The sequence below is a fragment of the Nocardioides luti genome (assembly GCF_014212315.1).
Lineage (GTDB): Bacteria > Actinomycetota > Actinomycetes > Propionibacteriales > Nocardioidaceae > Nocardioides > Nocardioides luti.
In genome coordinates, this window is sequence record NZ_JACKXE010000001.1 from 3,596,556 (window position 1) to 3,619,089 (window position 22,534).

Here is a 22,534-nt window from a genome sequence, read left to right on the forward strand (position 1 = left end):
CCGGGTCCGGGCGCTCGCTAGAGTCGCGCCATGCCCGGACCGCGACCGCTCTACCTGCACATCGGCCTGCAGAAGACCGGCACGTCGTACCTCCAGAGCATCTTCTGGCGCAACCAGGAGCGGCTCGAGGAGCAGGGCCTCGACCTGGTCCCGGGCAGCAAGCGCGGTGCCTTCCACCTGATGCTGCGGGTGCGGGACCGCTACCAGCCCGAGCTCGACCCGCCGGAGGTGTCGCAGGCGCTGGAGCGCTTCACGACCGCGCTGGCCGAGGCGACCGGGTCGCGGGCGTGGCTCAGCCAGGAGTCCCTGGCCGCCTGCACGCCGGAGCAGATCGGCACCCTGCTCGAGGCCTGCCGGGACCGCGAGGTGCACGTCGTGCTCACCGTGCGCGACCTCGGCCGGCAGCTGCCGTCCTCGTGGCAGCAGGCGCTCCAGTCCGGTGCCTCGATGGAGTACGGCGCCTACATCGAGCGCCTGCGCCGGCTGATGGAGCAGGGCGCGACCGACAGCCGCCGCCTGCACCTCGACCCGCCGCTGGTGCTGGAGCGCTGGGCCGAGCACGTGCCGCCCGAGCGCATCCACGTCGTCACGGTGCCGCCTGCCGGCGGCAGCCCCACGCTGCTGCTCGAGCGCTACTGCCGGGTGCTCGGCGTGGACCCGGCCGACCTCGAGAGCGAGGTCGCGTCGGCGAACCGGGGCCTGGGGCGGGTGCAGAGCGAGGTGCTGCGCCGCGTCAACGCCGACCTCGGGCCGGACGTGAAGCGCCGCCAGGTCTACGGCACGGTCGGCAAGCGCTACTTCGCGGTCCAGGTGCTCGGCAGCCAGGACGGCCCCCGGATCAAGGTGCCCGAGCGGTTCGAGGCGTGGTGCCGCGAGGTCTCCGACCGGCACATCGCCGGGATGGCCGCGGCGGGCTACGCCGTCGAGGGCGACCTCGGCGACCTGCGCAGCGCCTCCGCGTCGTTCGCGACCGACGAGCTCCCGCCGCGCAACCGCGAGGTGGCCGCCTCGGCGATCAAGGCGCTGGTCGTCATGCTCACCGAGCGTGCCGAGCGTCGCGCCGAGGTGGTGCTGCCGGCCCCGGGCGAGCTGCCCGAGCCCGCGGCCCCGCCCTCGCCGCCCCCCGTGCGGTCGCTCGCCGCCCGGGTGCGCCGCCGTCTGGCGGGCGCCGCGGCACGTGGGAAATCCCACTGATCCACGCCGGCTGCGCACGGCGTACCGACCGGTAGGCTCGCTTCAGCTCACGCTCCCCGAACGGAAGGACCGCCCCATGGGCCGCCTCTGCGAGACCGACGGACTCACCGACGACCAGACCGAGATCCTCAAGGCCGTCCGCTCGTTCGTGGACAAGGAGATCCTGCCGGTCGCCACGGAGCTCGAGCACGCCGACGAGTACCCCCAGGAGATCGTCGACGGTCTCAAGGAGCTCGGCATCTTCGGCCTGATGATCCCCGAGGAGTACGACGGGCTCGGCGAGTCGCTGCTCACCTACGCGCTCTGTGTCGAGGAGATCGCGCGCGGCTGGATGAGCGTCTCCGGCGTCATCAACACGCACTTCATCGTGGCTTACATGCTGATGCAGCACGGCACCGAGGAGCAGAAGAAGAAGTACCTCCCCCGGATGGCGACCGGCGAGGTCCGCGGCGCCTTCTCGATGTCGGAGCCCGGCCTCGGCTCGGACGTCTCGGCGATCAAGACCAAGGCGGTCCGGGACGGCGACGACTACGTCATCGACGGCCAGAAGATGTGGCTGACCAACGGTGGCACCTCGACGCTGGTGGCCTGCCTGGTCAAGTCCGACGAGGGCGCCGACTCGGTCTACAAGAACATGACGACCTTCCTCCTGGAGAAGGAGGCCGGCTTCGGCGAGACCGCCCCCGGCCTGACCATCCCGGGCAAGATCGACAAGATGGGCTACAAGGGCGTCGACACGACCGAGATGGTGCTCGAGGGCCACCGCGTGTCGGCCGAGCAGGTCCTCGGCGGCGACCCCGGCAAGGGCTTCTACCAGATGATGGACGGCGTCGAGGTCGGCCGCGTGAACGTCGCGGCCCGCGCCTGCGGCATCGCGAACCGCGCCTTCGAGCTCGGCATCGCCTACGCCCAGCAGCGCGAGACCTTCGGCAAGCCGATCGCCCAGCACCAGGCGATCCTCTTCCGCCTCGCCGAGATGGCGACCAAGGTCGAGACCGCCCACTCGATGATGGTCCGCGCGGCCCGGCTCAAGGACCGCGGCCAGCGCAACGACGTCGAGGCGGGGATGGCGAAGTACCTCGCCGCGGAGTACTGCAAGGAGGTCGTCGAGGACTCGTTCCGCATCCACGGCGGCTACGGCTACTCCAAGGAGTACGAGATCGAGCGCCTCTACCGCGAGGCGGCGTTCATGCTCATCGGCGAGGGCACGGCCGACATCCAGAAGATGATCATCGGCCGCTCGCTGCTCAAGGACTACAAGCTCGGCTGATCGGGTCCGATATCGCCTCGACGCCCGTTGGGTCGGGGTGTCAGGGTGGGGGAGACGACACCACCCCCTCAGCCTGGAGGAACGATGCCTGAAGCGAACGCGTCCAACGACGACCTCAAGGCCAAGATGCGCGAGGCCCTCGAGCGCAAGAACTCCAAGGAGAAGGGCGTCCACCAGGACGGGCCGGTGCCGGAGAAGGCGCACGGCTCCGAGGTGGTCGGCGGCGCTCCGAAGATGCACCGGCGCAAGGCCGGTGGCGGCGGCAGCTGAGCCTGCCGGACCTCCGCTCGACGGGCTCGCCGCGACGGTCGGGTGAGAAACCGCACGCGTCCATCCGGTGACCCGGGCCTCCGGGTTCGGCCAAGATGGGCGCGCGTGGTCTCGACCGGCTCGACCACCGTGAGACGTCAGGAGTGAGAGATGCAGTTCGGCCGCAGCTACGAGGAGTTCGAGGTCGGGGCGACCTACAAGCACTGGCCCGGCAAGACGGTCACGGAGTACGACGACCACCTGTTCTGCCTGCTGACGATGAACCACCACCCGCTGCACCTCGACGCGAACTACGCCGAGGAGACGACGCAGTTCAAGAAGAACGTCGTGGTCGGCAACTACGTCTACTCGATCCTGCTCGGCATGAGCGTCGCAGACATCTCCGGCAAGGCGATCGCCAACCTCGAGGTCGAGTCGCTGCGGCACGTGGCGCCGACCTTCCACGGGGACACGCTGTACGGCGAGACGACGGTCCTCGGCAAGACCGAGAGCAAGTCCAAGGACGACCGCGGCGTCGTCCACGTCGAGACGATCGGCTACAACCAGGACGGCAAGGTCGTGTGCATCTTCCGCCGCAAGGTGATGGTGCCCAAGGACAGCTACCTCGAGGCCCGCGGCGGTGAGCAGCCCGGGCGCCCGGTGCCGCAGCCGGACAAGAACTGGCCGGGCGCTCAGCCCGCCTGACCGACGCCCGAGGGCCGGGGTCCGTCGACGGACCCCGGCGCCGGGGCGACGAACGCCCGCGCGAGCGGGAGCAGGCCGAGCACGAGCACCATCGGCACCGCGAAGCCGACCCGCAGCGAGCCCGAGCCGACGACGCCGGTGAGCACCGACCCGAGCAGCGCGCCCAGGTAGTTGAACTGGTTGAAGCGGGCGATCACGGCGTCGACCCGCGCCTGCCGCACGGCCGGGTCCAGGCCCTCGCCGCCGGCGATCCGGGCGGCGGCGGAGAAGCTGAGCGGTGCGACGACGGCGAGCCCCGCGCCGAGCAGCGTGAACCCGAGCACCGCGACCGGCCAGGTCGGCGCGAAGACGACCACGGCGAGCGCGACGGCGCCGACGAGGGCGCCGACCCGCAGCACCGTCACCACGCCGTGGCGCGCGACCAGGCCGTCGCCGGCCAGCCGGAGCACCCCGCTGGCCACCAGGTAGGGCAGCGTCGCGAGCGCGACCAGCCGGGACGGGGTGTCGAAGGTGTCGTCGAGGTAGAGCGGGCCCCAGGTCTGGGTGGCGGTGTCGACCATGTAGAACAGCACCATCCCGAGGCCGACCAGCAGGATCGGGCGCCACGGCACGGCGGCCGCGGCACTCAGGTCGGGGGCGCTGCCGACCCGGGGGAGCAGGGGCGCGAACGCCACGGCGAGCGGGACGACCGCCACCGCGGCCAGGGTCTCCAGCGGCAACGACGCCGTGGCCAGGGCCAGCCCCGCGCCGGCGATGCCGCCGAGGGTCCACGCCCCGTGGAACGACGGGAGGATCGGGCGGCCGTAGCGGTGCTCCAGCGCGACCGCCTGCATGTTGGTCGTCGCGTCGATGACGCCCAGCCCCACGCCGTACACCGCCATGCCGGCGACGAAGGCCGCCTCCACGGGGGCGACGGCGATGACGACCACCCCGACGGCGATGACGAGCAGCCCGGCGCGGAGCATCGAGGCGCTGTCGCGCCGCTGGGCGAGGGTCTCCGCGAGCACCGAGCCGGCGCCGGCGAGCAGCACCATCATGAGCAGCAGGAGCGAGAGGTAGAGCTCGCCGATGTCCCAGCGGTCGGTGAAGTCCGGGAGCCGGGTCGTCAGGCTGATGAAGACCAGCCCCTGGGTGAGGAACGCGGCCGCCGCGGCCAGCCGGGACCGGGACAGCGACTCCGTGGTGCTCATGGGGTGATCGTGGCACGGGAGCCCTGCCAGTCCCGGCAAAAGCCGTGTGGCGGGGTCGCGGGTGCGACAGGATTCTCCGGTCGTCGGGCGTTCCGGCGGGGTGAGGAGTGGGCATGGCGCGCACGGGCCAGCAGCTGCGGCAGCGGACCAAGAAGGCGATGTCCGAGGGCGGGACGTCCTCGGTCAAGCCGCAGGGGAAGCCGTCCGCGGAGCAGCGGTTCGGGGACCGCGCGCGGTACGCCTTCGACAACTCCATGGCGGGCGGTACGCCGGCCCTGATCGCCTGGCTGTCGGTGGTCACCCTGGTGCTGATCGCGGTGTTCACCGTGGTCACCACGGTGTTCCGGCTGCGCTCCGTGGACACGACGGGCGGCGGGTTCTTCAAGGAGCTCTTCTACAGCCTCCTGCACGCGCTCGACCCCGGCTACATCGGCGGCGACGTCGGGAGCTGGCCGTTCCTGCTGACGATGCTGCTGCTGACGATCGCCGGCCTCTTCATCGTCAGCGCGCTCATCGGCGTCATCGCCACCGGCATCGACGCCAAGCTGGCCGACCTGCGCCGGGGCCGCTCGATCGTCCTGGAGAGGGACCACACGGTGGTCCTCGGCTGGTCGGACTCGATCTTCACGATCGTCCGCGAGCTGACCATCGCCAACGAGAGCCGGCGCCGCCCGGTCATCGTGATCCTGGCCGACAAGGACAAGGTCGAGATGGAGGACGAGCTCGGCGCGAAGGTGCCGGACACGCGCGGGACCCGCGTCATCTGCCGCTCCGGCTCGCCGATGGACATCGACGACCTGGCGCTGAGCAGCCACGCGTCGGCCCGCTCGGTCATCCTGCTGGCGCCCGAGGAGTCCGAGGACCCGGACAGCGAGGTCATCAAGACGCTGCTGGCCCTCACGCACAGCGGGCCGGACGGGCCCCGGATCGTCGCCGAGATCCGCAACCCCACCAACCTCGAGGCCGCGCGCCTGGTCGGGGCGGACCGCACCGTGCTGCTCGACATCCGCGAGACGGTCGCGAAGCTGGTCGTCCAGACGTCGCGCCAGTCCGGCGCGGCCGCGGTCTACACCGAGCTGTTCGACTACGACGGCGACGAGATCTACTTCCTCGAGGACCACGCGCTGCACGGCACGACGTACGCCGACGCGCAGCTGGCCTTCGAGCAGGCCTCGGTCATCGGGCTGATCACGGGCGGCGTCACCAAGCTGAACCCGCCCGCCGACACCCCCATCGACGGCCAGACGCTGATCGTGGTGGCGGAGGACGACTCGGCGCTCGGCTCGGCCGCCTCGGCGACCACCCGGCCCGACCTCGACCTGCTGGGGACCGAGGAGGGCCGCGACGAGCACCCGACGCAGGCGGTGCTGATCGGCTGGAACGAGCGGGCCGCGATCGTGCTGCGCGAGCTCGACCACTATGCCCCGGCCGGCTCGACGCTGACCGTGCTCACGTCCTTCGGCCAGCCCGCCGTCCCGGACCTGGAGAACCTCGCCGTCACCGTCGTGGTCGGGCCGACCACCGACCGGGCGACGCTCGAGGCGCACGTCGGGCCGGGCCTCGACCAGGTGATCGTGCTCTGCTACTCCGACCACCTCGGGGTGCAGGCCGCCGACGCGCGCACCCTCGTCACGCTGCTGCACGTCCGCGACATCCTGTCGCGCTACGACGACGTGACCCCGGTCGTCAGCGAGATGCTCGACGACCGCAACCGCGTCCTCGCGCAGGTCGCGCACGTCGACGACGTGGTCGTCAGCGGCGAGATCGTCAGCCTGCTCGTCACGCAGCTCTCGGAGGACCAGCGCCTCGAGTCCGTCTTCGGGGAGCTGCTCGGCAACGAGGGCAGCGAGATCTACCTGCGCCCGGCGGAGTGGTACGTCCAGCCCGGCCACGAGGTCACCTTCGCGACGATCGTCGCCGGCGCGACGCGTCGCAACGAGACGGCGCTGGGCTACCGCTCGGTGTCGCTCGCGGACGACCAGCACCGCGACTTCGGCGTCCGCGTCAACCCCGCCAAGTCCGAGGTGTTCCGGGTGCAGCCCGGCGACCGCGTGGTGGTGCTGGCCGAGGTCTGAGCCCCGGGTGCGAGACTCGGGCCATGAGCACGAGCAGCGGGAGCGACGACGGTGAGGTCTGGCTGGTCCGGCACGGGGAGACCGAGTGGAGCCGCTCCGGGCGGCACACCTCGACCACCGACCTGCCGCTGCTGCCCGACGGCGAGGAGGTCGCCCGGGGGCTCGGCGAGCGACTCGAGGGGCGCTCGTTCGGCCTGGTGCTGACGAGTCCCCGCCAGCGGGCCCGGCGGACGGCCGAGCTGGCGGGCTTCCCGGACGCCGAGGTCGACGAGGACCTCGCCGAGTGGGCGTACGGCGACTACGAGGGCATCACCACGGACCAGATCCGCGAGACCGTGCCGGGCTGGACCGTCTGGGACGGGCCGTGCCCGAACGGCGAGACCGCGGCGCAGGTCGGCGAGCGGCTGGACCGCGTCATCGCGCGGCTGGAGGCGGCCGACGGCCCGAGCCTGGTCTTCGCCCACGGCCACTCGCTGCGCGTCCTCACCGCGCGCTGGCTGGGCCTGCCGCCGCGCGACGGGCGGCTCTTCCGCCTGGGCACGGCGACGGTCTCGGTGCTCGCCCACGAGCGCGAGTCGCCCGTGGTGCTGCGCTGGAACTCTTGACGCCGCACCGGCCGCGCCGGGACCGTTGACCCATGTCGCTCGCGGCGGGCTGTCCCCGGTGCACCTTCCCCGTCCTGGACGACGAGGCGGGCAGCGGCTGGGCGTGCCCCGCGCACGGCCCGATCCGCCCGCTGTGGCGGCCGCAGGAGGTGGGCTACGAGGACTTCACCGCGCACCTGCGCGCCGCGCCGGACTTCCCGACCTACCTTCCCTGGCCGATGGGCCCCGCCTGGAGCGTCAGCGACTTCGCGCTCGTCGGGGACGGTGAGCGCCTGACCGCCGGCACCCTGACCTGCACGTCGGGCACGAGCGAGCAGGACGGCCCCGTCGACGTGCTCGTCGTGACCGAGGAGGCCGGGACCGGGCTCGGCGCCCGCTGCGCGCGCACGGCGTACGACGACCCGGGCGGCGAGATCCGCGACGGCGTCCCGGCCCTGCGGATCCGCGTGGAGGGCCAGGTCGTGCCGCTGTGGTCGGTGTCCACGAGCGCGGCCGACGGCGAGTTCGACCGCTCGGTGCTGGCCGGCGAGGCGCACGGCCGCTGGCTGTGGGTGGTGCTGCGGCCCGCCTCGGCCGTGCTGATGCTGGGCGACGACTGGATCCTGCGCGACGTGTCGCGGCTCGGGCCGGAGCTCGTCGAGACGGTCTTCGGCGGGCCCGCGCCGGCCTGGTGACCGGCGGGCTCAGCCCGCGAGCGTGAGGTCCTGGCCCAGGGCCGTGGCCAGCCGCTGCACCTCCTGCGCCAGCGCGGTCGCCGAGCCCGGGGTGTCGTCGAGCCACGTGACCGTGACCCGGCGCGAGCCGTCCTTTGCCGGCCTCGCCAGCGTCCACGTCCCGCGGACGACCCCGCCCACCAGGACGGGGTTGGCCTTGCGGGTCACGGCGTCGCGGTGCGCGGGCGGGGTGACGTGGGGGTCGTGGGTGCCGACGCCCATCACCCACTGGTCGTGGCCCGGCAGCAGGGTGACGGCCTCCGAGGGACGGGCCGCGGCCAGCGACTCGGCGTCCTCCGCGAGGACGTGGGCCGTGGTGCCCTCGACGTCGACGGGCACCAGCTCGTCGGCCAGCCCGGCGAGCCAGCCCTCGAGCCGCTTGCGTCCGGCGCTGAGGTTGTCGCCCAGCCAGTGGTGGACGTGGTCGGTGGTCGCCGGGCCGTAGGTGCGCAGGTAGTGCCGGATCGCTTGCGGCCCGGCCTCGTCGAGCGGCGGGATGCCTGCCCAGCGGGGGTTGTCGTCGAGCCGCTGGACCAACCGCTGCCCGTCGCGAGTGCCGCCCAGGCTCAGGTCGCCCTGCCAGCTGAGCGGCTTGACGAGGGTGCCGGCGCCGTCGTCGAACACCGGCTTCAGGTGGCGGTAGGCGGCGTGCCGGGCGAGCGCGTCGCCGAGCTCCGGGAGGGTCAGCGGGCCCGCGTGCAGCGCCTCGCGGACGGCCGCCCGGAAGGCCGGCCAGTCCTCGGGGCGGAGCCGGTAGTAGTCGACCCAGCTGGTCCGCTCCCACTGCCGCCCGGCCGCCCGGAGCCCGAGGTAGACGCCGCCGTCCTCCGGGGCGAGGTGGTGCATCGCGCCGCGGAAGGTGAAGCCGGTGATCACCTCGCCGTCGGCGAGCGCCTGCGCCAGCGCACCCGGCCCCGCCGTCGTGCTCCGGGCGGCGACCGCGAGGGCGGCCAGGGACTCGTCCATCGACAGGACGGCCCCGAGCCGGCGTACGACGTGGGCAGCGGAGCCGTCGCCCACGGGCGCGAGCAGGTGGCGCTCCAGCCGCCAGCCCAGCGCGGCGGCCCACGAGACCGCGACCTGCGTCGTGTCGCTCATGGGCGCAGCATCTCCCGGAGCGCCGACAACGCGCTACAGGGTGATCAGCACGACCCCGGTGGCGACCAGGACGGTCGCGGCGATCCGCCACCGGCCGAACCGCTCGCCGAAGAGGACCGCGCCGATGATCGCCCCGACGATGACGCTGGTCTCGCGGAGCGCCGCGATGGGGGCGAGCGCGCCCCGGGTCTGCGCCCAGAGCACGAGCCCGTACGCCGCCAGCGACAGTGCCCCGCCCGACAGCCCGGTGAGCAGGTGGGGGCGCAGGTCACGCCACAGCGCTCCCCGGCGTACGACCGCCGCGCCCAGCGGGAGCCACGGCCCCTGGAGCAGGAACAGCCAGCCGGTGTAGCCGAGGACCGAGCCGGCACTGCGGACCCCGATGCCGTCCAGGGTCGTGTACGCCGCGATCGAGACACCTGTCAGCACCGCCGCGGCGATCGCCGGCCGGGCAGCCCGGGTGGGCACGCCGCCGACCAGCACCAGTGCGCCGAGCCCGAGCGAGATGACGAGCACGCCCGCGAGCCGGACGGGCGAGAGGTCCTCGCCCACGAGAACGGCCGCCCCCACGGCGACGAGCAGCGGCGAGGTGCCACGGGCGATCGGGTAGACCTGCCCGAACTCGCCGAGCCGGTAGGACCGCATCAGCAGCAGGTTGTAGGCGACGTGCAGCGCCGCGGAGCCGGCCAGGCAGGCCCAGCTCGCGCGGTCGGGGGCGGGGGAGACCAGCACCAGCACGGCACCGCCCAGCGAGACACCGACCCCGATGAGGGCGAAGCCGACGAGCCGGTCGGTGATCGCGTGGGCCAGGGCGTTCCAGGCGGCGTGCAGCACCGCGGCGAGCAGTACCGCGCCGACGACGGTGATCCCGACCGACGACGGTCGTGCGGCGACGGCCGCGGTCAGGACGGGCACGAGGCGACTCCCCGGGTCGGGTGCCCGCCCACCCTGCGGGCGGAGCGCTCCGGCCCGGGCCCGCAGGCCCGTCGGGCCGCGGCTCAGCCGGCCCGGTTCTCGTCGATGCACATGATGTTGCCCTCGCTGTCCTTGAACCAGGCGGCGCTGCCCAGGCCCTCGATCGAGGCGACGTCGCCCTCCCAGGTCACGCCCGGCATGTCGTAGTGCTCGAACACCAGGCCCTTCGCCGCAAGGTCGCGCACCTCGCCGGCCACGTCGTCGACGTGCCACTGGGCGATGGTGTGACCGGCCTGGCCGGCGTACTCCGTCTGGTAGAGGAAGAAGGTCGTCCCGCCGGCGGTCGTGTAGACGAGCCCGCCCGGGGTCTCGTCGGCGGGAGTGAGGCCGAGGGTGTCGGCATAGAAACGTCGTGCCCGGTCGAGGTCGGAGGCCGGGACGTTCGCGGTGACCGCACTGTCGTTCAACATGGCTGCTCCTGGGGTCGGGAAGTGCCCGAGCCGCTTCCCTCCGCACGGTAGTCCTGCGCGGCCTGTCTGGCCACGGGTGCGGGCGCCGCCGTCCCGGGTGGTCGGGACCACCGACGTGGCGGAAGTCATCACCCGGGGGCCCTCGACGAGACGGCACCCGAAGCCGCTGCTCAGTAGGCTGCTGCGGTGCGCATCGACCTCCACACCCACTCGCGGGCCAGTGACGGCACGCAGAGCCCGGAGGAGCTGGTGCGGGCGGGGAGCGCGGCGGGGCTCGACGTCCTCGCGATCACCGACCACGACACCGCCGACGGCTGGGCGGAGGCCGAGCGGGCCGCGCTCGACACCGGGCTGACGCTCGTGCGCGGCATGGAGATCAGCGCCCGCCACGACGGCCACGGCGTGCACCTGCTGGCCTACCTGCCGGACCCGACCTACCCGCCGCTGGCCACCGAGCTGGGCAAGGTGCTGGACGGCCGCAGCTCGCGGCTGCCGGCGATGCTGCAGCGGCTGCGCGAGATCGGCATCGACATCCACGCCGAGGACGTACGCCGGGTGGCCGGCGAGACCGCCGCCACCGGGCGGCCCCACGTGGCGGACGCGCTGGTCGCGCTCGGCGTCGTGGGGGACCGGACCGAGGCGTTCCGGCGCTACCTCAACCCGGGCCGGCCGGCGTACGCCAACCGCTACGCGGCCTCGCTGGAGGCGATGATCCGGATCGTCGCCGAGGCCGGCGGCGTCACGGTGATCGCGCACCCGTGGGGGCGCTCCGGGCAGGAGCGGCCGGACGAGGCGACCCTGGCGCACCTGGTCGAGGTCGGCCTGTCCGGCATCGAGGTGGACCACCAGGACCACGGGCCCGGCGCGCGCGAGCGGCTGCGCGCGATCGCCCGCAACCTCGACCTCGTCGCGACCGGGTCCAGCGACCACCACGGCACCGGCAAGATCGACCACGAGCTGGGCTGCAACACCACCGCGTTGGAGGAGTACCACCGCCTGCTCGAGCGGGCCGCCGCCGCGGCCGCGCGGTCGGGCCGCAGCACGCCGGCCGTCGTCGGGGTGGCCGGGTGAGCGCGCTCGTCAACGGCGTCCTGCTGACCGAGGTCTTCGTGACGCTCTTCGTGATCATGGACCCGGTCGGCACCGTGCCGATCTTCCTGTCGCTGACCGGGGGCCGCTCGCCGGCCGCGGCGCGGCGGGCCGCCTGGCAGGCGGTCACGGTGTCGTTCTTCGTGATCACCGTCTTCGCGTTCTTCGGCCAGCAGATCTTGGAGTACCTCCACATCTCCCTCCCGGCCCTCCAGTGCGCGGGCGGCCTGCTGCTGCTCCTGGTCGCGCTCGAGCTGCTCACCGGCAACGAGCAGGAGCCGACCGCCCAGGCCGGCACCAACGTCGCGCTGGTGCCGCTGGGCACCCCGCTGCTCGCCGGGCCTGGGGCGATCGTCGCGACGATGCTGTTCTCCCGCGACGTGCACGACGGCCCGGACTTCGTGGCCGTGGCGCTCGGCGTGATCCTGGTGCACCTGAGCCTGTGGGCGGCGATGCGCTACTCGCTGCCGATCCTGCGGCTGATCCGCGAGAGCGGCGTCCTGCTCGTCACCCGGATCGCCGGTCTGCTGCTGTCCGCCATCGCGGTCCAGCTCGTGGCCGACGCCGTCCGCGCGTTCATCGCCGGCGAGGGCTGAGCCCCGCCCGTCGGCTCAGCGGTGCTGCATCTCCCAGGCGAGGTCGATGGCGGCCCGCACGGCCGCGGGCTCCGCACGGTCGAGGTAGGCCTCGACCTTGTGGTGGGCCTCCATGCGCGGCGGCACCCCGAAGCTCTCGGGATACGCGTCGAGCAGCGCCTCCCGCTCGCCCAGCGGCACCCGTACCACCAGCGTCGTCGGGTCGTGCAGGCGCACGACCAGGCGGTCCTGGACGTACCACGCCGGCCGCGCCGCGGTCCCCTTGCGCTTGACCAGGGGCAGCGACTCGGCGTAGCGACCGACCTCGTCCGGGGTCATCCGGGCATCGTAGGCCAGCCGGGCGCGCGGGTGCGGCCTCCCGCTCAGCCGCCGTCGCGGACCGCGACCAGGCCGCCCAGCGTGCCGACGTACGCCGTGCCGTCGGGGCCGAGCGTGATCGGCGCGTAGTTGTTGTTGTAGCCCAGGCCCACGCCGGTGAAGACCGACCACACGCGGCGGCCGGTGCGGGCGTCGAGCGCGGTGAGGTACCACGGGTCCTCGGGGCCACCCTCGGGCTCGCCGGCGGAGGTGTAGCGGACCTCGTCGGCCGCCGGGTGGTCGTAGACGTAGACCAGGCCGGTGCGGGTCGAGCCCTTGCTGACGCTGGAGGGCACCCGGATCCTCTTGTTGGCCCACGCGACGTGGCAGCCGCCGTGGGCGTAGTCGACCTGGACCCGGGTCACGCCCGGCACCGTGGTGGGCGTGTTGCGGCCCGGGTCGCCGGACGGCGGGTTCTGCTCGGGGCCGGTGTAGCCGTAGTTGTTCTCCACGACGATGGCGCCCTTGAAGGCGATCAGCGAGTTGTCGGTGGCGCCGCGGTTCTTCGGGAAGACGGCCTGCTTGCAGATCGGCCGGCGTCCCGGCCCGCTGCGGTCGGCGCGGTAGACGAGCACGTGCATGCGCGGGTCGGCGTTGTCGGTGATGGCGACGTAGTGGTGCCCGCCCCGGCGTACGACGGTCGGCGTGGTGCCCGAGCCGAGCTGGCTCTGGCCGGGCTTCTGCCGGTCGCCGCCGTCGTACTTCTTGCGCCAGGAGATGCCGGGCCTGCCGTGGCGCACGCCCTGGAAGCGGTAGAGCGCCTTGTTCGTGACGACGAAGACCCCGTCGGTCTCGTCCACCGCGATCGAGTTGCCGATGCCCTCGCCGAGGTCGCGGGCGTGGACCTTCCCGGACCGCGGTTCGACCGTGCCGACCACGCCGGCCTTGGTGACGAACCAGATCCGGCCGCTCCAGTCGGGCAGCGCGGACAGGATGATCGAGCTGCCGACCTGCTCGGAGACGTCGTACTGCCGCTTCAGGGTGAGCGCCGGTGCGTCGGCGGTGCCGGTCTCGGCGATCACGTCGATCGTGCCGTTCGAGGTCGGGACGACGACGCGGTCGCGGTCGCCGAGGTAGAAGTAGCCGCCGCCGCCGAAGTTCGTGAACGGCGAGGACGACGGCTGGCGCGGGGGCAGTGCGTGCTCGGCCAGCACGTCGAGCGTGTCGGGGTCGAGCAGCCGCAGCGTGACGTTGGCGGCGCCGACGCAGACGGTGAGGAGGCGCCCGCGGCGGTCGAAGGTCACCGAGGCGCACTCCTGGCTGAACAGCGTCGAGACGACCTCGGGGGAGCGGCCGAGCGGACCTCTCGTGGGACCGGCGTCGGACTGGTAGGCGTCGTCGTGGATGTTGCTGCGCCCGTTGGCCGCCATGTGCGGGTGCCGCGGCGCGAAATGCGCCCCGGGGATCGGCCGGGCCGCCCGGGCGTGGCCCAGGGACGGGTCGACGTTGCTCGCGCCGGGGTCCTGCGGGATCGGCGCGGCGTCGGCGGCGCCGAGCGAGGTCACGAGGAGCGGGGCGGCCAGGACGAGGGCGGTGCCGGCGACCGCGGCGAGGCGGGCGCGGGCGGTCACTTGCGGCCCAGGGTCTGCAGCCGCTGCAGGACGCGGTTGGGGACCACCCGGGCGACGGTCGTGATCGCCTTGTAGCGGGCGCTCGGGATCGAGATCGCTGCGCCCCTGTCGTAGTCGCGCAGCGCGGTGGCGACGAGCTCGTCGGCGTCCAGCCACAGGAAGCCGGGGGAGGAGTCCTGGCTGACGTCCATCCGCTGGTGGAACTCGGTGCGGGTGAAGCCCGGGCACAGCGCCATCACGGTGACGCCCTGGGGGCGGTACTCGTTGGCGGCCCACTCGCTGAAGCTGTTCACCCACGCCTTCGCGGCGGCGTAGGTCCCGCGCGGCAGGAACGCCGCGACGCTGGAGACGTTGATGACGCCGCCGTGGCCGCGCTCGGTCATGGCGCCGAGGGCGGCGTGGCTCAGGCGCAGCACCGAGGTGACCAGCACGTCGAGCATCGCGTTCTCGGCGTCGACCGGGTTGGCGAGGAAGCGCTCCTTCATCCCGAAGCCGGCGTTGTTGACGAGCAGCTCGATCGGCCGCTCGCGGTCGGCGACGCGCGCCTCCACCGTCGCGAGCGAGGCACGGTCGACGAGGTCGGCCGGCAGCACCTCGACGTCCACGCCGTACGCCGTGCGCAGCTCGGCCGCGACCTCCTCGAGCCGGGTCCGGTCGCGAGCGACGAGCACGAGGTCGTGGCCCCGCTGGGCCAGCTGGACGGCGAAGGAGTGGCCGATGCCGGCGGTCGGGCCGGTGACCAGGGCGGTGCCGGGGGAGGTGCGGGCAGGTGACGCGTTTTCAGACATGCTGGTCAGCAAACAGGTGTCGCCGCGATCTGGGCAACCCGGTCCGGCATGATATGGACCAATGAGCCACCCCAACGAGCCGCTCGCTGCGCTCACGCCTCGCCAGGGACCCCGACGATGACCACGACACTCGCGATCGCCAACCAGAAGGGCGGCGTCGCCAAGACCACGACGGTGGCCTCCCTCGGGGCGGCGCTGGCGGAGCTCGGCCACAAGGTCCTGCTCGTCGACCTCGACCCGCAGGCCTGCCTGACCTTCTCCCTCGGCATCGACCCCGAGGACCTCGAGCTGAGCGTCCACCACGTCCTGACCAAGGGCCTGGACCCGCTCGAGGCCGTCATCGAGACCGACGACGGTGTCGACCTGCTGCCCGCCACGATCGAGCTGGCGCGCGCCGAGGCCGACCTGCTCACCCGCACCGGTCGCGAGCACGTCATCAAGTCCGCGATCGAGAGCCTCGCCGAGGACCTCGGCGACGAGGGCTACGACTGGGTGCTGCTCGACTGCCCGCCCTCGCTCGGTGTGCTGACGGTCGCCGCGCTCACCGCGGCCGACGGCGTGCTGATCCCGCTGCAGTGCGAGACGCTCTCGCACCGCGGGGTCGGCCAGCTCCTCGACACCGTCCACGACGTCCGCCGGTTCACCAACCGCAAGCTCGAGGTCTGGGGCGTCCTGCCGACGTTGTACGACGGCCGCACCAACCACGCGCGCACGGTGCTCGAGACGATCTCGGAGACCTACGACCTCGAGGTCGTCGAGCCCCCGATCCCGAAGACCATCAAGTTCGCCGAGGCCCCGGCCGCCGGTCGCTCGATCCTCGCCACGGCCGCCCGGTCGAACAAGGGCGCGCTGGCCTACCGCGAGGTGGCCGCGAACCTGGTCACCCGCTCGCAGCGCCCGAAGGCCAAGCGCAAGCCAACCGCCAAGGCCACCGCGAAGAAGGCCCCGGCGAAGAAGGCCGCGAAGACCGCGAAGAAGGCCGGGAGCTGATCTCGTGAGCCGACACCGCCAGCAGCAGGTGCGTCCCCGGTACGGCCGGATCGCCGCGCTGGCAGGTGCGGTGGTCGTCACCGCGGTCGCCGTGCTCGGCGGCACCGGCCTGCTGCCGACGGCCGGACAGCCGGCGGTCGCCACCACCGCGGCGTACGACCGGAGCCCGACGGGCAGCCGGGCCCCGGCGCAGCAGCAGGCCCCGGCCCCCGTGTCCGGCACCGGCAGTGCCGACGCCGCCGAGTCGCGGGTCTCGCCGGCGCGCGACGTCTCGCTCCCGGCGCACTCCGGCACCGGCAAGCGCGTGGTCTTCAGCCAGAGCCGCCAGCGCGTCTGGCTGGTCACGGGCGGCCACCGGGTCGCGCGGACCTACCTCGTCTCGGGCAGCGTCTACGACAACCTCGACCCCGGCACCTTCGAGGTGTACTCCCGCTCCGAGCAGGCCTACGGCATCGACGACTCCGGCACGATGAAGTACTTCGTCCGCTTCACGCAGGGCGACAGCGCCGCGATCGGCTTCCACGACATCCCGATCGACGACGGCCACCTGGTGCAGACCGTCGCCCAGCTCGGCACCCCGCAGTCCCACGGCTGCATCCGCCAGGAGCGCCCGGACGCCATCGCGCTGTGGAAGTTCGCCCCGCTCGGCACCACGGTCGTCGTCACCGCCTGACCCGGCAGCAGAACACCCCGCCCGAGGAGCTCGGACGGGGTGCTGTGCTGTGCGATGCGGGTGCGGTCGATCAGGCCTGGGCGGGTGCCCCGGCCGAGTCGCCGGCGCCTGAGCCGCCGGAGCGGCGACGACGGCGACGGGCGCGCGGCGCACCCTCGGTGCCGGCGTCGGAGCCGGTGCTCGCGCCCTCGGCGGGGCCGGCGGACGTGACGGCGGCGGGAGCGGCGGTGGAGCCGCCCTCGGCCACCGGCTCGCCGCTGCGCGAGCGGGTCCGGTTGCGGTTGTTGCGGCTGCGGGCCGGACGGTCGCCACCGCCGGAGCGGTCACCACCCCGGCCGCCGCGTTCCCCGCGGTCACCGCCACGGTCCTCGCGGGGCTTGCGCTCCACGGGGGCGGCGTCGACGATGCGGCCCTTGGTGCCGGGGGCGATGCCCTGGTCGTGGTACAGGTGCTCGGACGTGGAGTAGGTCTCCTGCGGCTCGTCGAACGGCAGGTCCAGCGTCTTGTTGATCATCTTCCAGCGGTGCAGGTCCGCCCAGTCCACGAAGGTGATCGCGGTGCCGGTCGCGCCGGCGCGACCGGTGCGGCCGATCCGGTGCACGTAGGTCTTGTCGTCCTCGGGGCACGTGTAGTTGATGACGTGCGAGACGCCGGCGACGTCGATGCCGCGGGCGGCGACGTCGGTGGCGACCAGGACCCGGATCTTGTCCTCGCGGAACTTCGCGAGCGCCTTCTCGCGGGCCACCTGCGCCATGTCCCCGTGCAGGGGGCTGGCGGAGAAGCCGCGCTCGGACAGGTCGTCGGCCACGCGCTGCGACTGCCGCTTGGTGCGCGTGAAGACGATGATCTTGCCGGCGTCCTCGGCCTGCAGGACCCGGCCGATGATCTCGGGCTTGTCGAGGTCGTGGGCCAGGTAGATGAACTGCGCGGTCGCCGGCACCATCGTGGTGTCGTACGACGACTCCGCGCGGATGTTCATCGGGTGGCGCATGTGGGTGCGGGCCAGCGAGACGATCGCGGACGGCATCGTCGCGGAGAACAGCATCGTCTGGCGGGTCTCGGGCGTCATCGAGAGCAGCTTCTGGACGTCGGGCAGGAAGCCGAGGTCGAGCATCTCGTCGGCCTCGTCGAGGACCAGCGCGTGCACGTGGGACAGGTCCAGCGCGCGGCGGTTGGCCAGGTCGATGAGGCGGCCCGGGGTGCCGACGACGATGTCGACGCCGGAGGCCAGGGTGTCGAGCTGGGTGTCGTAGCCGACCCCGCCGTACACCGTCAGCACGCGCAGGCCGAGGTCGGCGCTGGCGAGGTGGAGGTCGTTGGAGACCTGGAGCGCGAGCTCGCGGGTCGGGGCGACGATGAGCGCCTGCGGCTTGCCCTGCGGCAGGTCGGCGTACGCCGGGTCGGTCATCGGGACGCTGCGCTGCAGCACCGGGATGCCGAAGGCGAGGGTCTTGCCGGTGCCGGTGCGGGCCTGACCGATGAGGTCGGTGCCCATCAGGGCGACAGAGAGGGTCATCTCCTGGATGGCGAAGGGAGTGGTGATGCCGGCGCGCTCGAGCGCGTCGCAGATGCCGGGGAGGACCCCGAGCTCGCGGAACGTGGTCAGTGTCTTGGTCGCTTTCGTGAGTCAGCCGGCAATTCGACAGAGCCTGGCCGAAGGAAGTGTTCGGTTGCGGCGGACTCGACGGCAGTTCAAAGACAGCGGGCCTGCCGCGCACATGCGGCGTACATCGGGCGCTGCGCGGCTCCGGTGAGGGAGTGCGGTAGCGACATCGATCACGTCGAGTCTATCGGTAGGGTGCGCGCATGACTGAATCGACCGGCGAGGCGGCGGCCGACATCCCGGTCGCCTTCCAGGACCCGCAGTACCACGAGGCGGTGGTCGACCTGCTCGGCGCGATCGCGTACGGCGAGATCTCGGCCTTCGAGCGGCTGGCCGAGGACGCCAAACTGGCGCCGACCCTGGAGGACAAGGTCGCGATCGCGACGATGGCGACGGCCGAGTTCGGCCACGTCGGCCGGATCCTGGAGCGGCTCACCGCGATCGGCGCCGACCCGTTCGCGGCGATGGCGCCGTTCCGCGCCGCGATCGACCTGTTCCACCAGCACACCGCGCCGGCCGACTGGTTCGAGGGCCTGATCAAGGCCTACGTCGGCGACGGCATGGCCAACGACTTCTACCGCGAGATCGCGGCCTACCTCGACGTCGAGACCCGGGACCTGATCATCGACGCCCTCGAGGACGGCGGGCACTCCCGCTTCGTCGTCGACCGGGTGCGCGCCGCCATCGACGCCGACCACCGGCTCGGCGGACGCCTGGCCCTGTGGGGTCGCCGGCTGATGGGGGAGGCGCTGACCCAGGCGCAGCGGGTGGCCGCCGAGCGCGACGCGCTCTCGGCGCTGCTGGCCGGGGGCGTGGACCGGCCCGGGCTCGACCTGGCCGCGATCGGGCGGATGTTCACCCGGATCACCGAGCGGCACGCCGAGCGGATGGCCGAGCTCGGGCTGGCCTCCTAGCGAACGCCTAGCTGCGGAAGCCGACCTGGCCGGCGACGCCGCCGCCGATCTCGACGTAGGCGATCTTCGCCGCGGGGACGATGACCTTGCGGTTCTTGCTGTCGGTGAGCGTGAGCACGCCGGTCTCGGAGCCGACCGCCTCGCTGACGAGCTTCTCGACGTTCTCGGGGGTCTCGTCCGTCTCGACGACGAGCTCACGCTGGGCGTACTGGACGCCGATCTTGACCTCCATGAGGTCCTCCTTCAGTCAGGGGGGGTGGTGCAGGGACGTTCAGTGGTCGAGCGGGTAGCCCCGGATGCCGCGCCACGCGAGCCCGGCCACCAGGGCGGCGGCGTCGGACTTGCGGATGCCGCCCGCGTCCGTCAGCCAGAACCGCGCGCTGACCTGGGCCATTCCCACGAGCGAGACGGCGAGCAGGCGCGACGCCTCGTCGGGCAGGCCGGTGTCGTCGTGGATGACGTGGGCGATCATGTCGGCGCACTCGCTGGTGACCCGCTCGACCTGCTCGCGCACGGCGGGCTCGTTGGTGAGGTCGGACTCGAAGACCAGGCGGAAGGCGCCGGTGTCGCCGGCGACGTACTCGAAGAAGGCGTCCATGGTCGCGGCGACGCGCATCTTGTTGTCGGCGGTCGAGGCCAGGGCGACCCGGCAGTTGTCGATGATCTGGTCGCACGACGCGTCGAGCAGCGCGAGGTAGAGGTCGAGCTTGCCGGGGAAGTGCTGGTAGAGCACCGGCTTCGAGACGCCCGCGCGCTCGGCGATGTCGTCCATCGCGGCGGCGTGGAAGCCCTGGGCCACGAAGACCTCGAGGGCGGACTCGAGGAGCTGGGCGCGTCGCTCGCGACGCGGCATCCGCGCTCCGCGGGGGCGGTTCCCGCCCGCGGTGGAGGCACCGGTGGCCCCGAGGGCATCGTGCTGGCCAGCGCTCAACTCAGGCTCCTCGACTCCGGACGCGTCACTCCTGCGGGTCGGACCCGCAGCGGCGAGCCTACCCGTCCGTAGCCCCGGTCCGGATGACGGGACGCGCGGGCCGCCGCCGTCGGGCGCGGGGAACATGGCCGGGGTCGGCGACGTTGTCCCGTCGACGACCGACGAACTGCTGTGAGGAGCACCCGTGACCTTTCCCGCCCTGGTGGAGCCGGCCACCGAGCTGACCATCGACGAGGTACGCCGCTACAGCCGCCACCTGATCATCCCCGACGTGGGCATGACCGGGCAGAAGCGCCTGAAGAACGCCAAAGTGCTGGTCATCGGCGCCGGCGGCCTCGGCAGCCCCGCCCTGCTCTACCTGGCCGCGGCCGGCGTCGGCACGCTCGGCATCGCGGAGTTCGACGAGGTCGACGAGTCGAACCTCCAGCGCCAGATCATCCACCGGCAGTCCGACATCGGCCGGCCCAAGGCCGAGTCCGCGCGCGACGCCATCCACGAGGCCAACCCGTACGTCGAGGTCGTGCTGCACCCCGAGCGCCTCGACAACGACAACGTGATGCAGGTCTTCGAGGGCTACGACCTGATCGTCGACGGCACCGACAACTTCGCCACCCGCTACATGGTCAACGACGCGGCGTACTTCCTGAAGATCCCCTACGTCTGGGGCTCGATCTACCGCTTCGACGGCCAGGCGTCGGTCTTCTGGCCGCACGCCGAGGACACGGACGGCCAGAGCGTCGAGGCGCCCTGCTACCGCTGCCTCTACCCCGAGCCCCCGCCGCCGGGCATGGTCCCGAGCTGCGCCGAGGGCGGCGTGCTGGGCGTGCTGTGCGCGAGCATCGGCTCGATCCAGGTCAACGAGGCCATCAAGGTGCTGACCGGCATCGGCGACCCCGCCGTCGGCAAGCTCGTGATCTACGACGCCCTCGAGCTCGAGTGGCGCAAGCTCAAGGTCCGCAAGGACCCGAACTGCGCGCTGTGCGGCGAGAACCCGACCGTCACCGGGCTGATCGACTACGACACCTTCTGCGGTGCGATCTCCGAGGACGCCGCCGACGCCGCGGCCGGCTCGACGATCTCGGTCACCCAGCTCGAGCACCTGCTCAAGGAGCGCGAGGAGGGCACCCGCGACTTCGTCCTCGTCGACGTGCGCGAGCCGAACGAGTACGAGATCAACAGGATCCCGGGCTCGGTGCTGATCCCCAAGGGCGAGTTCCTCAACGGCAACGCGCTCGGGGAGCTGCCCAGCGACAAGCAGATCGTGCTGCACTGCAAGAGCGGCGTGCGCTCCGCCGAGGCCCTCGCGGTCCTCAAGGGCGCTGGCTACGCCGACGCCGTGCACGTCGGTGGCGGCGTGGTCGCCTGGGTCAACCAGATCGACCCCAGCCAGCCGTCGTACTGACGCGCGGCCCCCAGCGTCCGGCCACTCCCGGTCCACCCCAGCCGGGACCGGGAGTGGCCCGGACCCGACGTAGTTCGCATGGCCCGAAATGACTAGGAGGGCGTAACCCGGACGGGCCATGTGTCGTTCAACACCCGACATGACAGGTCGTCGCTGCCGGCGGCGACCGCTCGATCGGGAGGAACACCCATGACGAACTGGTCCACGAAGGCCCGTCGCGCCACCGGCGCACTCGCCGTGCTCAGCAGCGCCGCCCTCGCCACCGCGATGGCCACCGCCGGCCCCGCCGAGGCCAAGGTCGGCCTCAACGCCGCCGGCTACGCGCCCGCCGCGACCGCGCTGATCCACCCCGGCACGATGATGTACACCAACGGCGCCCAGTGCACCGCGAACTTCGTCTTCACCGACGCCTCGGCGAACACCTACGTCGGGTACGCCGCGCACTGCGCCGGCCTCGGCGAGGCGACCGACACCAACGGCTGCCTCAACGACTCGGTCCCGCTGGGCACCAAGGTCGACTTCAGCAACGACGGCAGCCTCGTCGACGAGGGCACCATCGTGGGCCACGGCACGCTCGTCTACTCCTCGTGGATCACCGAGCACCAGATCGGCACCACGGACCCGAACACCTGCGCCTACAACGACTTCGCGCTGGTCAAGGTCGACGCCGCCGACGTCTCCAAGGTCAACCCGTCGGTGCCCTTCTGGGGCGGCCCGACCGGGATCGACACCGACGGCACCGCCGCCGGCGACGACCTGTGGACCTACGGCAACTCCAGCCTGCGCGCCGGCCTCTCGCCGCTCTCCCCGCACCGCGGCGTGAGCCTCGGCGACGACCCGGCCGACGGCGGCTGGACGCACCCGCTCTACACCGTCACCCCGGGCATCCCCGGCGACTCGGGCTCGGGCTTCCTGAGCGAGGGCGGCAAGGCGGTCGGCACCCTGTCGACCATCGGCCTGGCCCCGCTGCCCGCGTCGAACAACATCGGCGACCTGGCCAAGGAGCTGGCCTTCGCCCAGCAGCACTCGGGCATCTCCGGCCTCACGCTGGTCAACGGCACCGAGCCGTTCGCCCCGATCCTCTGACCTCGTCCCACCGTCTGGGGAGCACCAGGTCCGGCTGACCGGACCGCACC

24 protein-coding genes are annotated in these 22,534 nt (G+C 72.7%); 14 read left to right on the plus strand and 10 right to left on the minus strand.

Annotated features, from left to right (window positions below):
- Nucleotides 1–30: 30 nt before the first annotated feature.
- From H5V45_RS17055 to H5V45_RS17070, 4 genes are all read left to right on the plus strand, one after another.
- Complete coding sequence (locus tag H5V45_RS17055) at nucleotides 31–1,194, plus strand: hypothetical protein (protein ID WP_185254035.1); 1,164 nt, start codon at nucleotides 31–33, stop codon at nucleotides 1,192–1,194.
- Between the two features lie 76 nt (nucleotides 1,195–1,270).
- The gene (locus H5V45_RS17060; RefSeq protein ID WP_185254036.1) at nucleotides 1,271–2,464 is read left to right on the plus strand and encodes an acyl-CoA dehydrogenase family protein; all 1,194 of its coding nucleotides are present in this window, start codon (nucleotides 1,271–1,273) and stop codon (nucleotides 2,462–2,464) included.
- A gap of 84 nt (nucleotides 2,465–2,548) precedes the next feature.
- Nucleotides 2,549–2,734, plus strand: a complete 186-nt coding sequence (locus H5V45_RS17065) for a DUF5302 domain-containing protein (RefSeq protein ID WP_185254037.1) — start codon at nucleotides 2,549–2,551, stop codon at nucleotides 2,732–2,734.
- Between the two features lie 150 nt (nucleotides 2,735–2,884).
- Nucleotides 2,885–3,418, plus strand: coding sequence for a MaoC family dehydratase (locus tag H5V45_RS17070; protein ID WP_185254038.1), 534 nt, complete (start codon nucleotides 2,885–2,887; stop codon nucleotides 3,416–3,418).
- Here the strand turns inward: H5V45_RS17070 and H5V45_RS17075 are convergent.
- A complete protein-coding gene (locus tag H5V45_RS17075) occupies nucleotides 3,406–4,608 on the minus strand; it encodes an MFS transporter (RefSeq protein ID WP_185254039.1) in 1,203 nt (400 codons plus the stop codon). The genes H5V45_RS17070 and H5V45_RS17075 overlap by 13 nt on opposite strands.
- 113 nt (nucleotides 4,609–4,721) lie before the next feature.
- Between H5V45_RS17075 and H5V45_RS17080 the strand changes: the two genes are divergently transcribed.
- Genes H5V45_RS17080 through H5V45_RS17090 form a run of 3 tightly spaced genes read left to right on the plus strand, consistent with a single transcriptional unit; the run spans nucleotide 4,722 to nucleotide 7,962 of the window.
- Nucleotides 4,722–6,683: a CASTOR/POLLUX-related putative ion channel gene (locus H5V45_RS17080; RefSeq protein WP_185254040.1), complete on the plus strand. Its 1,962-nt coding sequence runs from the start codon at nucleotides 4,722–4,724 to the stop codon at nucleotides 6,681–6,683.
- A gap of 23 nt (nucleotides 6,684–6,706) precedes the next feature.
- Entirely contained in the window at nucleotides 6,707–7,288 is a 582-nt protein-coding gene (locus H5V45_RS17085; RefSeq protein ID WP_185254041.1) for a histidine phosphatase family protein, read from the plus strand.
- A gap of 32 nt (nucleotides 7,289–7,320) precedes the next feature.
- Nucleotides 7,321–7,962, plus strand: coding sequence for a DUF6758 family protein (locus H5V45_RS17090; RefSeq protein WP_185254042.1), 642 nt, complete (start codon nucleotides 7,321–7,323; stop codon nucleotides 7,960–7,962).
- A 9-nt stretch (nucleotides 7,963–7,971) separates the two neighbouring features.
- On the opposite strand, the gene H5V45_RS17095 is transcribed toward H5V45_RS17090, so the two are convergent.
- The 3 genes from H5V45_RS17095 to H5V45_RS17105 form a co-directional block, all read right to left on the minus strand.
- Nucleotides 7,972–9,099: a winged helix DNA-binding domain-containing protein gene (locus tag H5V45_RS17095; RefSeq protein WP_185254043.1), complete on the minus strand. Its 1,128-nt coding sequence runs from the start codon at nucleotides 9,097–9,099 to the stop codon at nucleotides 7,972–7,974.
- Nucleotides 9,100–9,132: 33 nt separating this feature from the next.
- Nucleotides 9,133–10,014: an EamA family transporter gene (locus H5V45_RS17100; RefSeq protein WP_221634040.1), complete on the minus strand. Its 882-nt coding sequence runs from the start codon at nucleotides 10,012–10,014 to the stop codon at nucleotides 9,133–9,135.
- An 83-nt stretch (nucleotides 10,015–10,097) separates the two neighbouring features.
- Complete coding sequence (locus H5V45_RS17105) at nucleotides 10,098–10,484, minus strand: VOC family protein (RefSeq protein WP_185254044.1); 387 nt, start codon at nucleotides 10,482–10,484, stop codon at nucleotides 10,098–10,100.
- Nucleotides 10,485–10,670: 186 nt separating this feature from the next.
- On the opposite strand from H5V45_RS17105, the gene H5V45_RS17110 reads away from it, so the two are divergent.
- Together H5V45_RS17110 and H5V45_RS17115 are read left to right on the plus strand one after the other, a co-directional pair.
- A complete protein-coding gene (locus H5V45_RS17110) occupies nucleotides 10,671–11,555 on the plus strand; it encodes a PHP domain-containing protein (RefSeq protein WP_185254045.1) in 885 nt (294 codons plus the stop codon).
- Nucleotides 11,552–12,169 carry a MarC family protein gene (locus H5V45_RS17115; protein ID WP_185254046.1) on the plus strand — a complete coding sequence of 206 codons (618 nt, stop codon included), beginning with the start codon at nucleotides 11,552–11,554 and terminating at the stop codon, nucleotides 12,167–12,169. The genes H5V45_RS17110 and H5V45_RS17115 overlap by 4 nt, the downstream gene beginning before the upstream one ends.
- Before the next feature lie 15 nt (nucleotides 12,170–12,184).
- On the opposite strand, the gene H5V45_RS17120 is transcribed toward H5V45_RS17115, so the two are convergent.
- From H5V45_RS17120 to H5V45_RS17130, 3 genes are read right to left on the minus strand one after another with little or no spacing between them, the layout of a single operon-like run.
- Nucleotides 12,185–12,487, minus strand: coding sequence for an MmcQ/YjbR family DNA-binding protein (locus H5V45_RS17120; RefSeq protein ID WP_185254047.1), 303 nt, complete (start codon nucleotides 12,485–12,487; stop codon nucleotides 12,185–12,187).
- Nucleotides 12,488–12,531: 44 nt separating this feature from the next.
- Entirely contained in the window at nucleotides 12,532–14,097 is a 1,566-nt protein-coding gene (locus H5V45_RS17125) for a hypothetical protein (protein WP_221634041.1), read from the minus strand.
- Entirely contained in the window at nucleotides 14,094–14,885 is a 792-nt protein-coding gene (locus H5V45_RS17130) for an SDR family NAD(P)-dependent oxidoreductase (protein ID WP_185254048.1), read from the minus strand. Before H5V45_RS17130 ends, H5V45_RS17125 begins: the two co-directional genes overlap by 4 nt.
- Before the next feature lie 117 nt (nucleotides 14,886–15,002).
- Here H5V45_RS17130 and H5V45_RS17135 point away from each other — a divergent pair, with 117 nt between their 5' ends.
- On the plus strand, nucleotides 15,003–15,875 hold the full coding sequence (locus H5V45_RS17135; protein ID WP_185254049.1) for a ParA family protein: 873 nt from the start codon (nucleotides 15,003–15,005) through the stop codon (nucleotides 15,873–15,875).
- 4 nt (nucleotides 15,876–15,879) lie between these two features.
- Nucleotides 15,880–16,548, plus strand: coding sequence for a L,D-transpeptidase family protein (locus H5V45_RS22455; RefSeq protein ID WP_185254050.1), 669 nt, complete (start codon nucleotides 15,880–15,882; stop codon nucleotides 16,546–16,548).
- 70 nt (nucleotides 16,549–16,618) lie between these two features.
- On the opposite strand, the gene H5V45_RS17145 is transcribed toward H5V45_RS22455, so the two are convergent.
- Nucleotides 16,619–18,064 carry a DEAD/DEAH box helicase gene (locus tag H5V45_RS17145; protein WP_246415916.1) on the minus strand — a complete coding sequence of 482 codons (1,446 nt, stop codon included), beginning with the start codon at nucleotides 18,062–18,064 and terminating at the stop codon, nucleotides 16,619–16,621.
- Between the two features lie 290 nt (nucleotides 18,065–18,354).
- On the opposite strand from H5V45_RS17145, the gene H5V45_RS17150 reads away from it, so the two are divergent.
- A complete protein-coding gene (locus H5V45_RS17150; RefSeq protein ID WP_185254051.1) occupies nucleotides 18,355–19,065 on the plus strand; it encodes a ferritin-like fold-containing protein in 711 nt (236 codons plus the stop codon).
- A 7-nt stretch (nucleotides 19,066–19,072) separates the two neighbouring features.
- Here H5V45_RS17150 and H5V45_RS17155 read toward each other — a convergent pair whose 3' ends face one another.
- Both H5V45_RS17155 and H5V45_RS17160 read right to left on the minus strand, forming a co-directional pair.
- A complete protein-coding gene (locus H5V45_RS17155) occupies nucleotides 19,073–19,297 on the minus strand; it encodes a DUF3107 domain-containing protein (protein ID WP_185254052.1) in 225 nt (74 codons plus the stop codon).
- Nucleotides 19,298–19,336: 39 nt separating this feature from the next.
- Entirely contained in the window at nucleotides 19,337–19,918 is a 582-nt protein-coding gene (locus tag H5V45_RS17160; RefSeq protein ID WP_185254715.1) for a TetR/AcrR family transcriptional regulator, read from the minus strand.
- A 262-nt stretch (nucleotides 19,919–20,180) separates the two neighbouring features.
- On the opposite strand from H5V45_RS17160, the gene moeZ reads away from it, so the two are divergent.
- Entirely contained in the window at nucleotides 20,181–21,398 is a 1,218-nt protein-coding gene (gene moeZ / locus H5V45_RS17165; protein ID WP_185254053.1) for an adenylyltransferase/sulfurtransferase MoeZ, read from the plus strand.
- 189 nt (nucleotides 21,399–21,587) lie between these two features.
- Complete coding sequence (locus tag H5V45_RS17170) at nucleotides 21,588–22,484, plus strand: hypothetical protein (protein WP_185254054.1); 897 nt, start codon at nucleotides 21,588–21,590, stop codon at nucleotides 22,482–22,484.
- The last annotated feature ends 50 nt before the right edge of the window (nucleotides 22,485–22,534 follow it).

Excerpts from the sequence above, each read along its gene's own strand:
- H5V45_RS17160 (WP_185254715.1), bottom strand. The coding sequence starts at position 19,918 with ATGCCGCGTCGCGAGCGACGCGCCCAGCTCCTCGAGTCCGCCCTCGAG.
- H5V45_RS17130 (WP_185254048.1), bottom strand. The coding sequence starts at position 14,885 with ATGTCTGAAAACGCGTCACCTGCCCGCACCTCCCCCGGCACCGCCCTG.
- H5V45_RS17080 (WP_185254040.1), top strand. The coding sequence starts at position 4,722 with ATGGCGCGCACGGGCCAGCAGCTGCGGCAGCGGACCAAGAAGGCGATG.
- H5V45_RS17070 (WP_185254038.1), top strand. The coding sequence starts at position 2,885 with ATGCAGTTCGGCCGCAGCTACGAGGAGTTCGAGGTCGGGGCGACCTAC.
- H5V45_RS17095 (WP_185254043.1), bottom strand. The coding sequence starts at position 9,099 with ATGAGCGACACGACGCAGGTCGCGGTCTCGTGGGCCGCCGCGCTGGGC.
- H5V45_RS17075 (WP_185254039.1), bottom strand. The coding sequence starts at position 4,608 with ATGAGCACCACGGAGTCGCTGTCCCGGTCCCGGCTGGCCGCGGCGGCC.
- H5V45_RS17060 (WP_185254036.1), top strand. The coding sequence starts at position 1,271 with ATGGGCCGCCTCTGCGAGACCGACGGACTCACCGACGACCAGACCGAG.
- H5V45_RS17055 (WP_185254035.1), top strand. The coding sequence starts at position 31 with ATGCCCGGACCGCGACCGCTCTACCTGCACATCGGCCTGCAGAAGACC.
- H5V45_RS17170 (WP_185254054.1), top strand. The coding sequence starts at position 21,588 with ATGACGAACTGGTCCACGAAGGCCCGTCGCGCCACCGGCGCACTCGCC.
- H5V45_RS17090 (WP_185254042.1), top strand. The coding sequence starts at position 7,321 with ATGTCGCTCGCGGCGGGCTGTCCCCGGTGCACCTTCCCCGTCCTGGAC.
- H5V45_RS17085 (WP_185254041.1), top strand. The coding sequence starts at position 6,707 with ATGAGCACGAGCAGCGGGAGCGACGACGGTGAGGTCTGGCTGGTCCGG.
- H5V45_RS17065 (WP_185254037.1), top strand. The coding sequence starts at position 2,549 with ATGCCTGAAGCGAACGCGTCCAACGACGACCTCAAGGCCAAGATGCGC.
- H5V45_RS17135 (WP_185254049.1), top strand. The coding sequence starts at position 15,003 with ATGACCACGACACTCGCGATCGCCAACCAGAAGGGCGGCGTCGCCAAG.
- H5V45_RS17150 (WP_185254051.1), top strand. The coding sequence starts at position 18,355 with ATGACTGAATCGACCGGCGAGGCGGCGGCCGACATCCCGGTCGCCTTC.
- H5V45_RS17145 (WP_246415916.1), bottom strand. The coding sequence starts at position 18,064 with ATGACCCTCTCTGTCGCCCTGATGGGCACCGACCTCATCGGTCAGGCC.
- H5V45_RS17105 (WP_185254044.1), bottom strand. The coding sequence starts at position 10,484 with ATGTTGAACGACAGTGCGGTCACCGCGAACGTCCCGGCCTCCGACCTC.
- H5V45_RS17120 (WP_185254047.1), bottom strand. The coding sequence starts at position 12,487 with ATGACCCCGGACGAGGTCGGTCGCTACGCCGAGTCGCTGCCCCTGGTC.
- H5V45_RS17155 (WP_185254052.1), bottom strand. The coding sequence starts at position 19,297 with ATGGAGGTCAAGATCGGCGTCCAGTACGCCCAGCGTGAGCTCGTCGTC.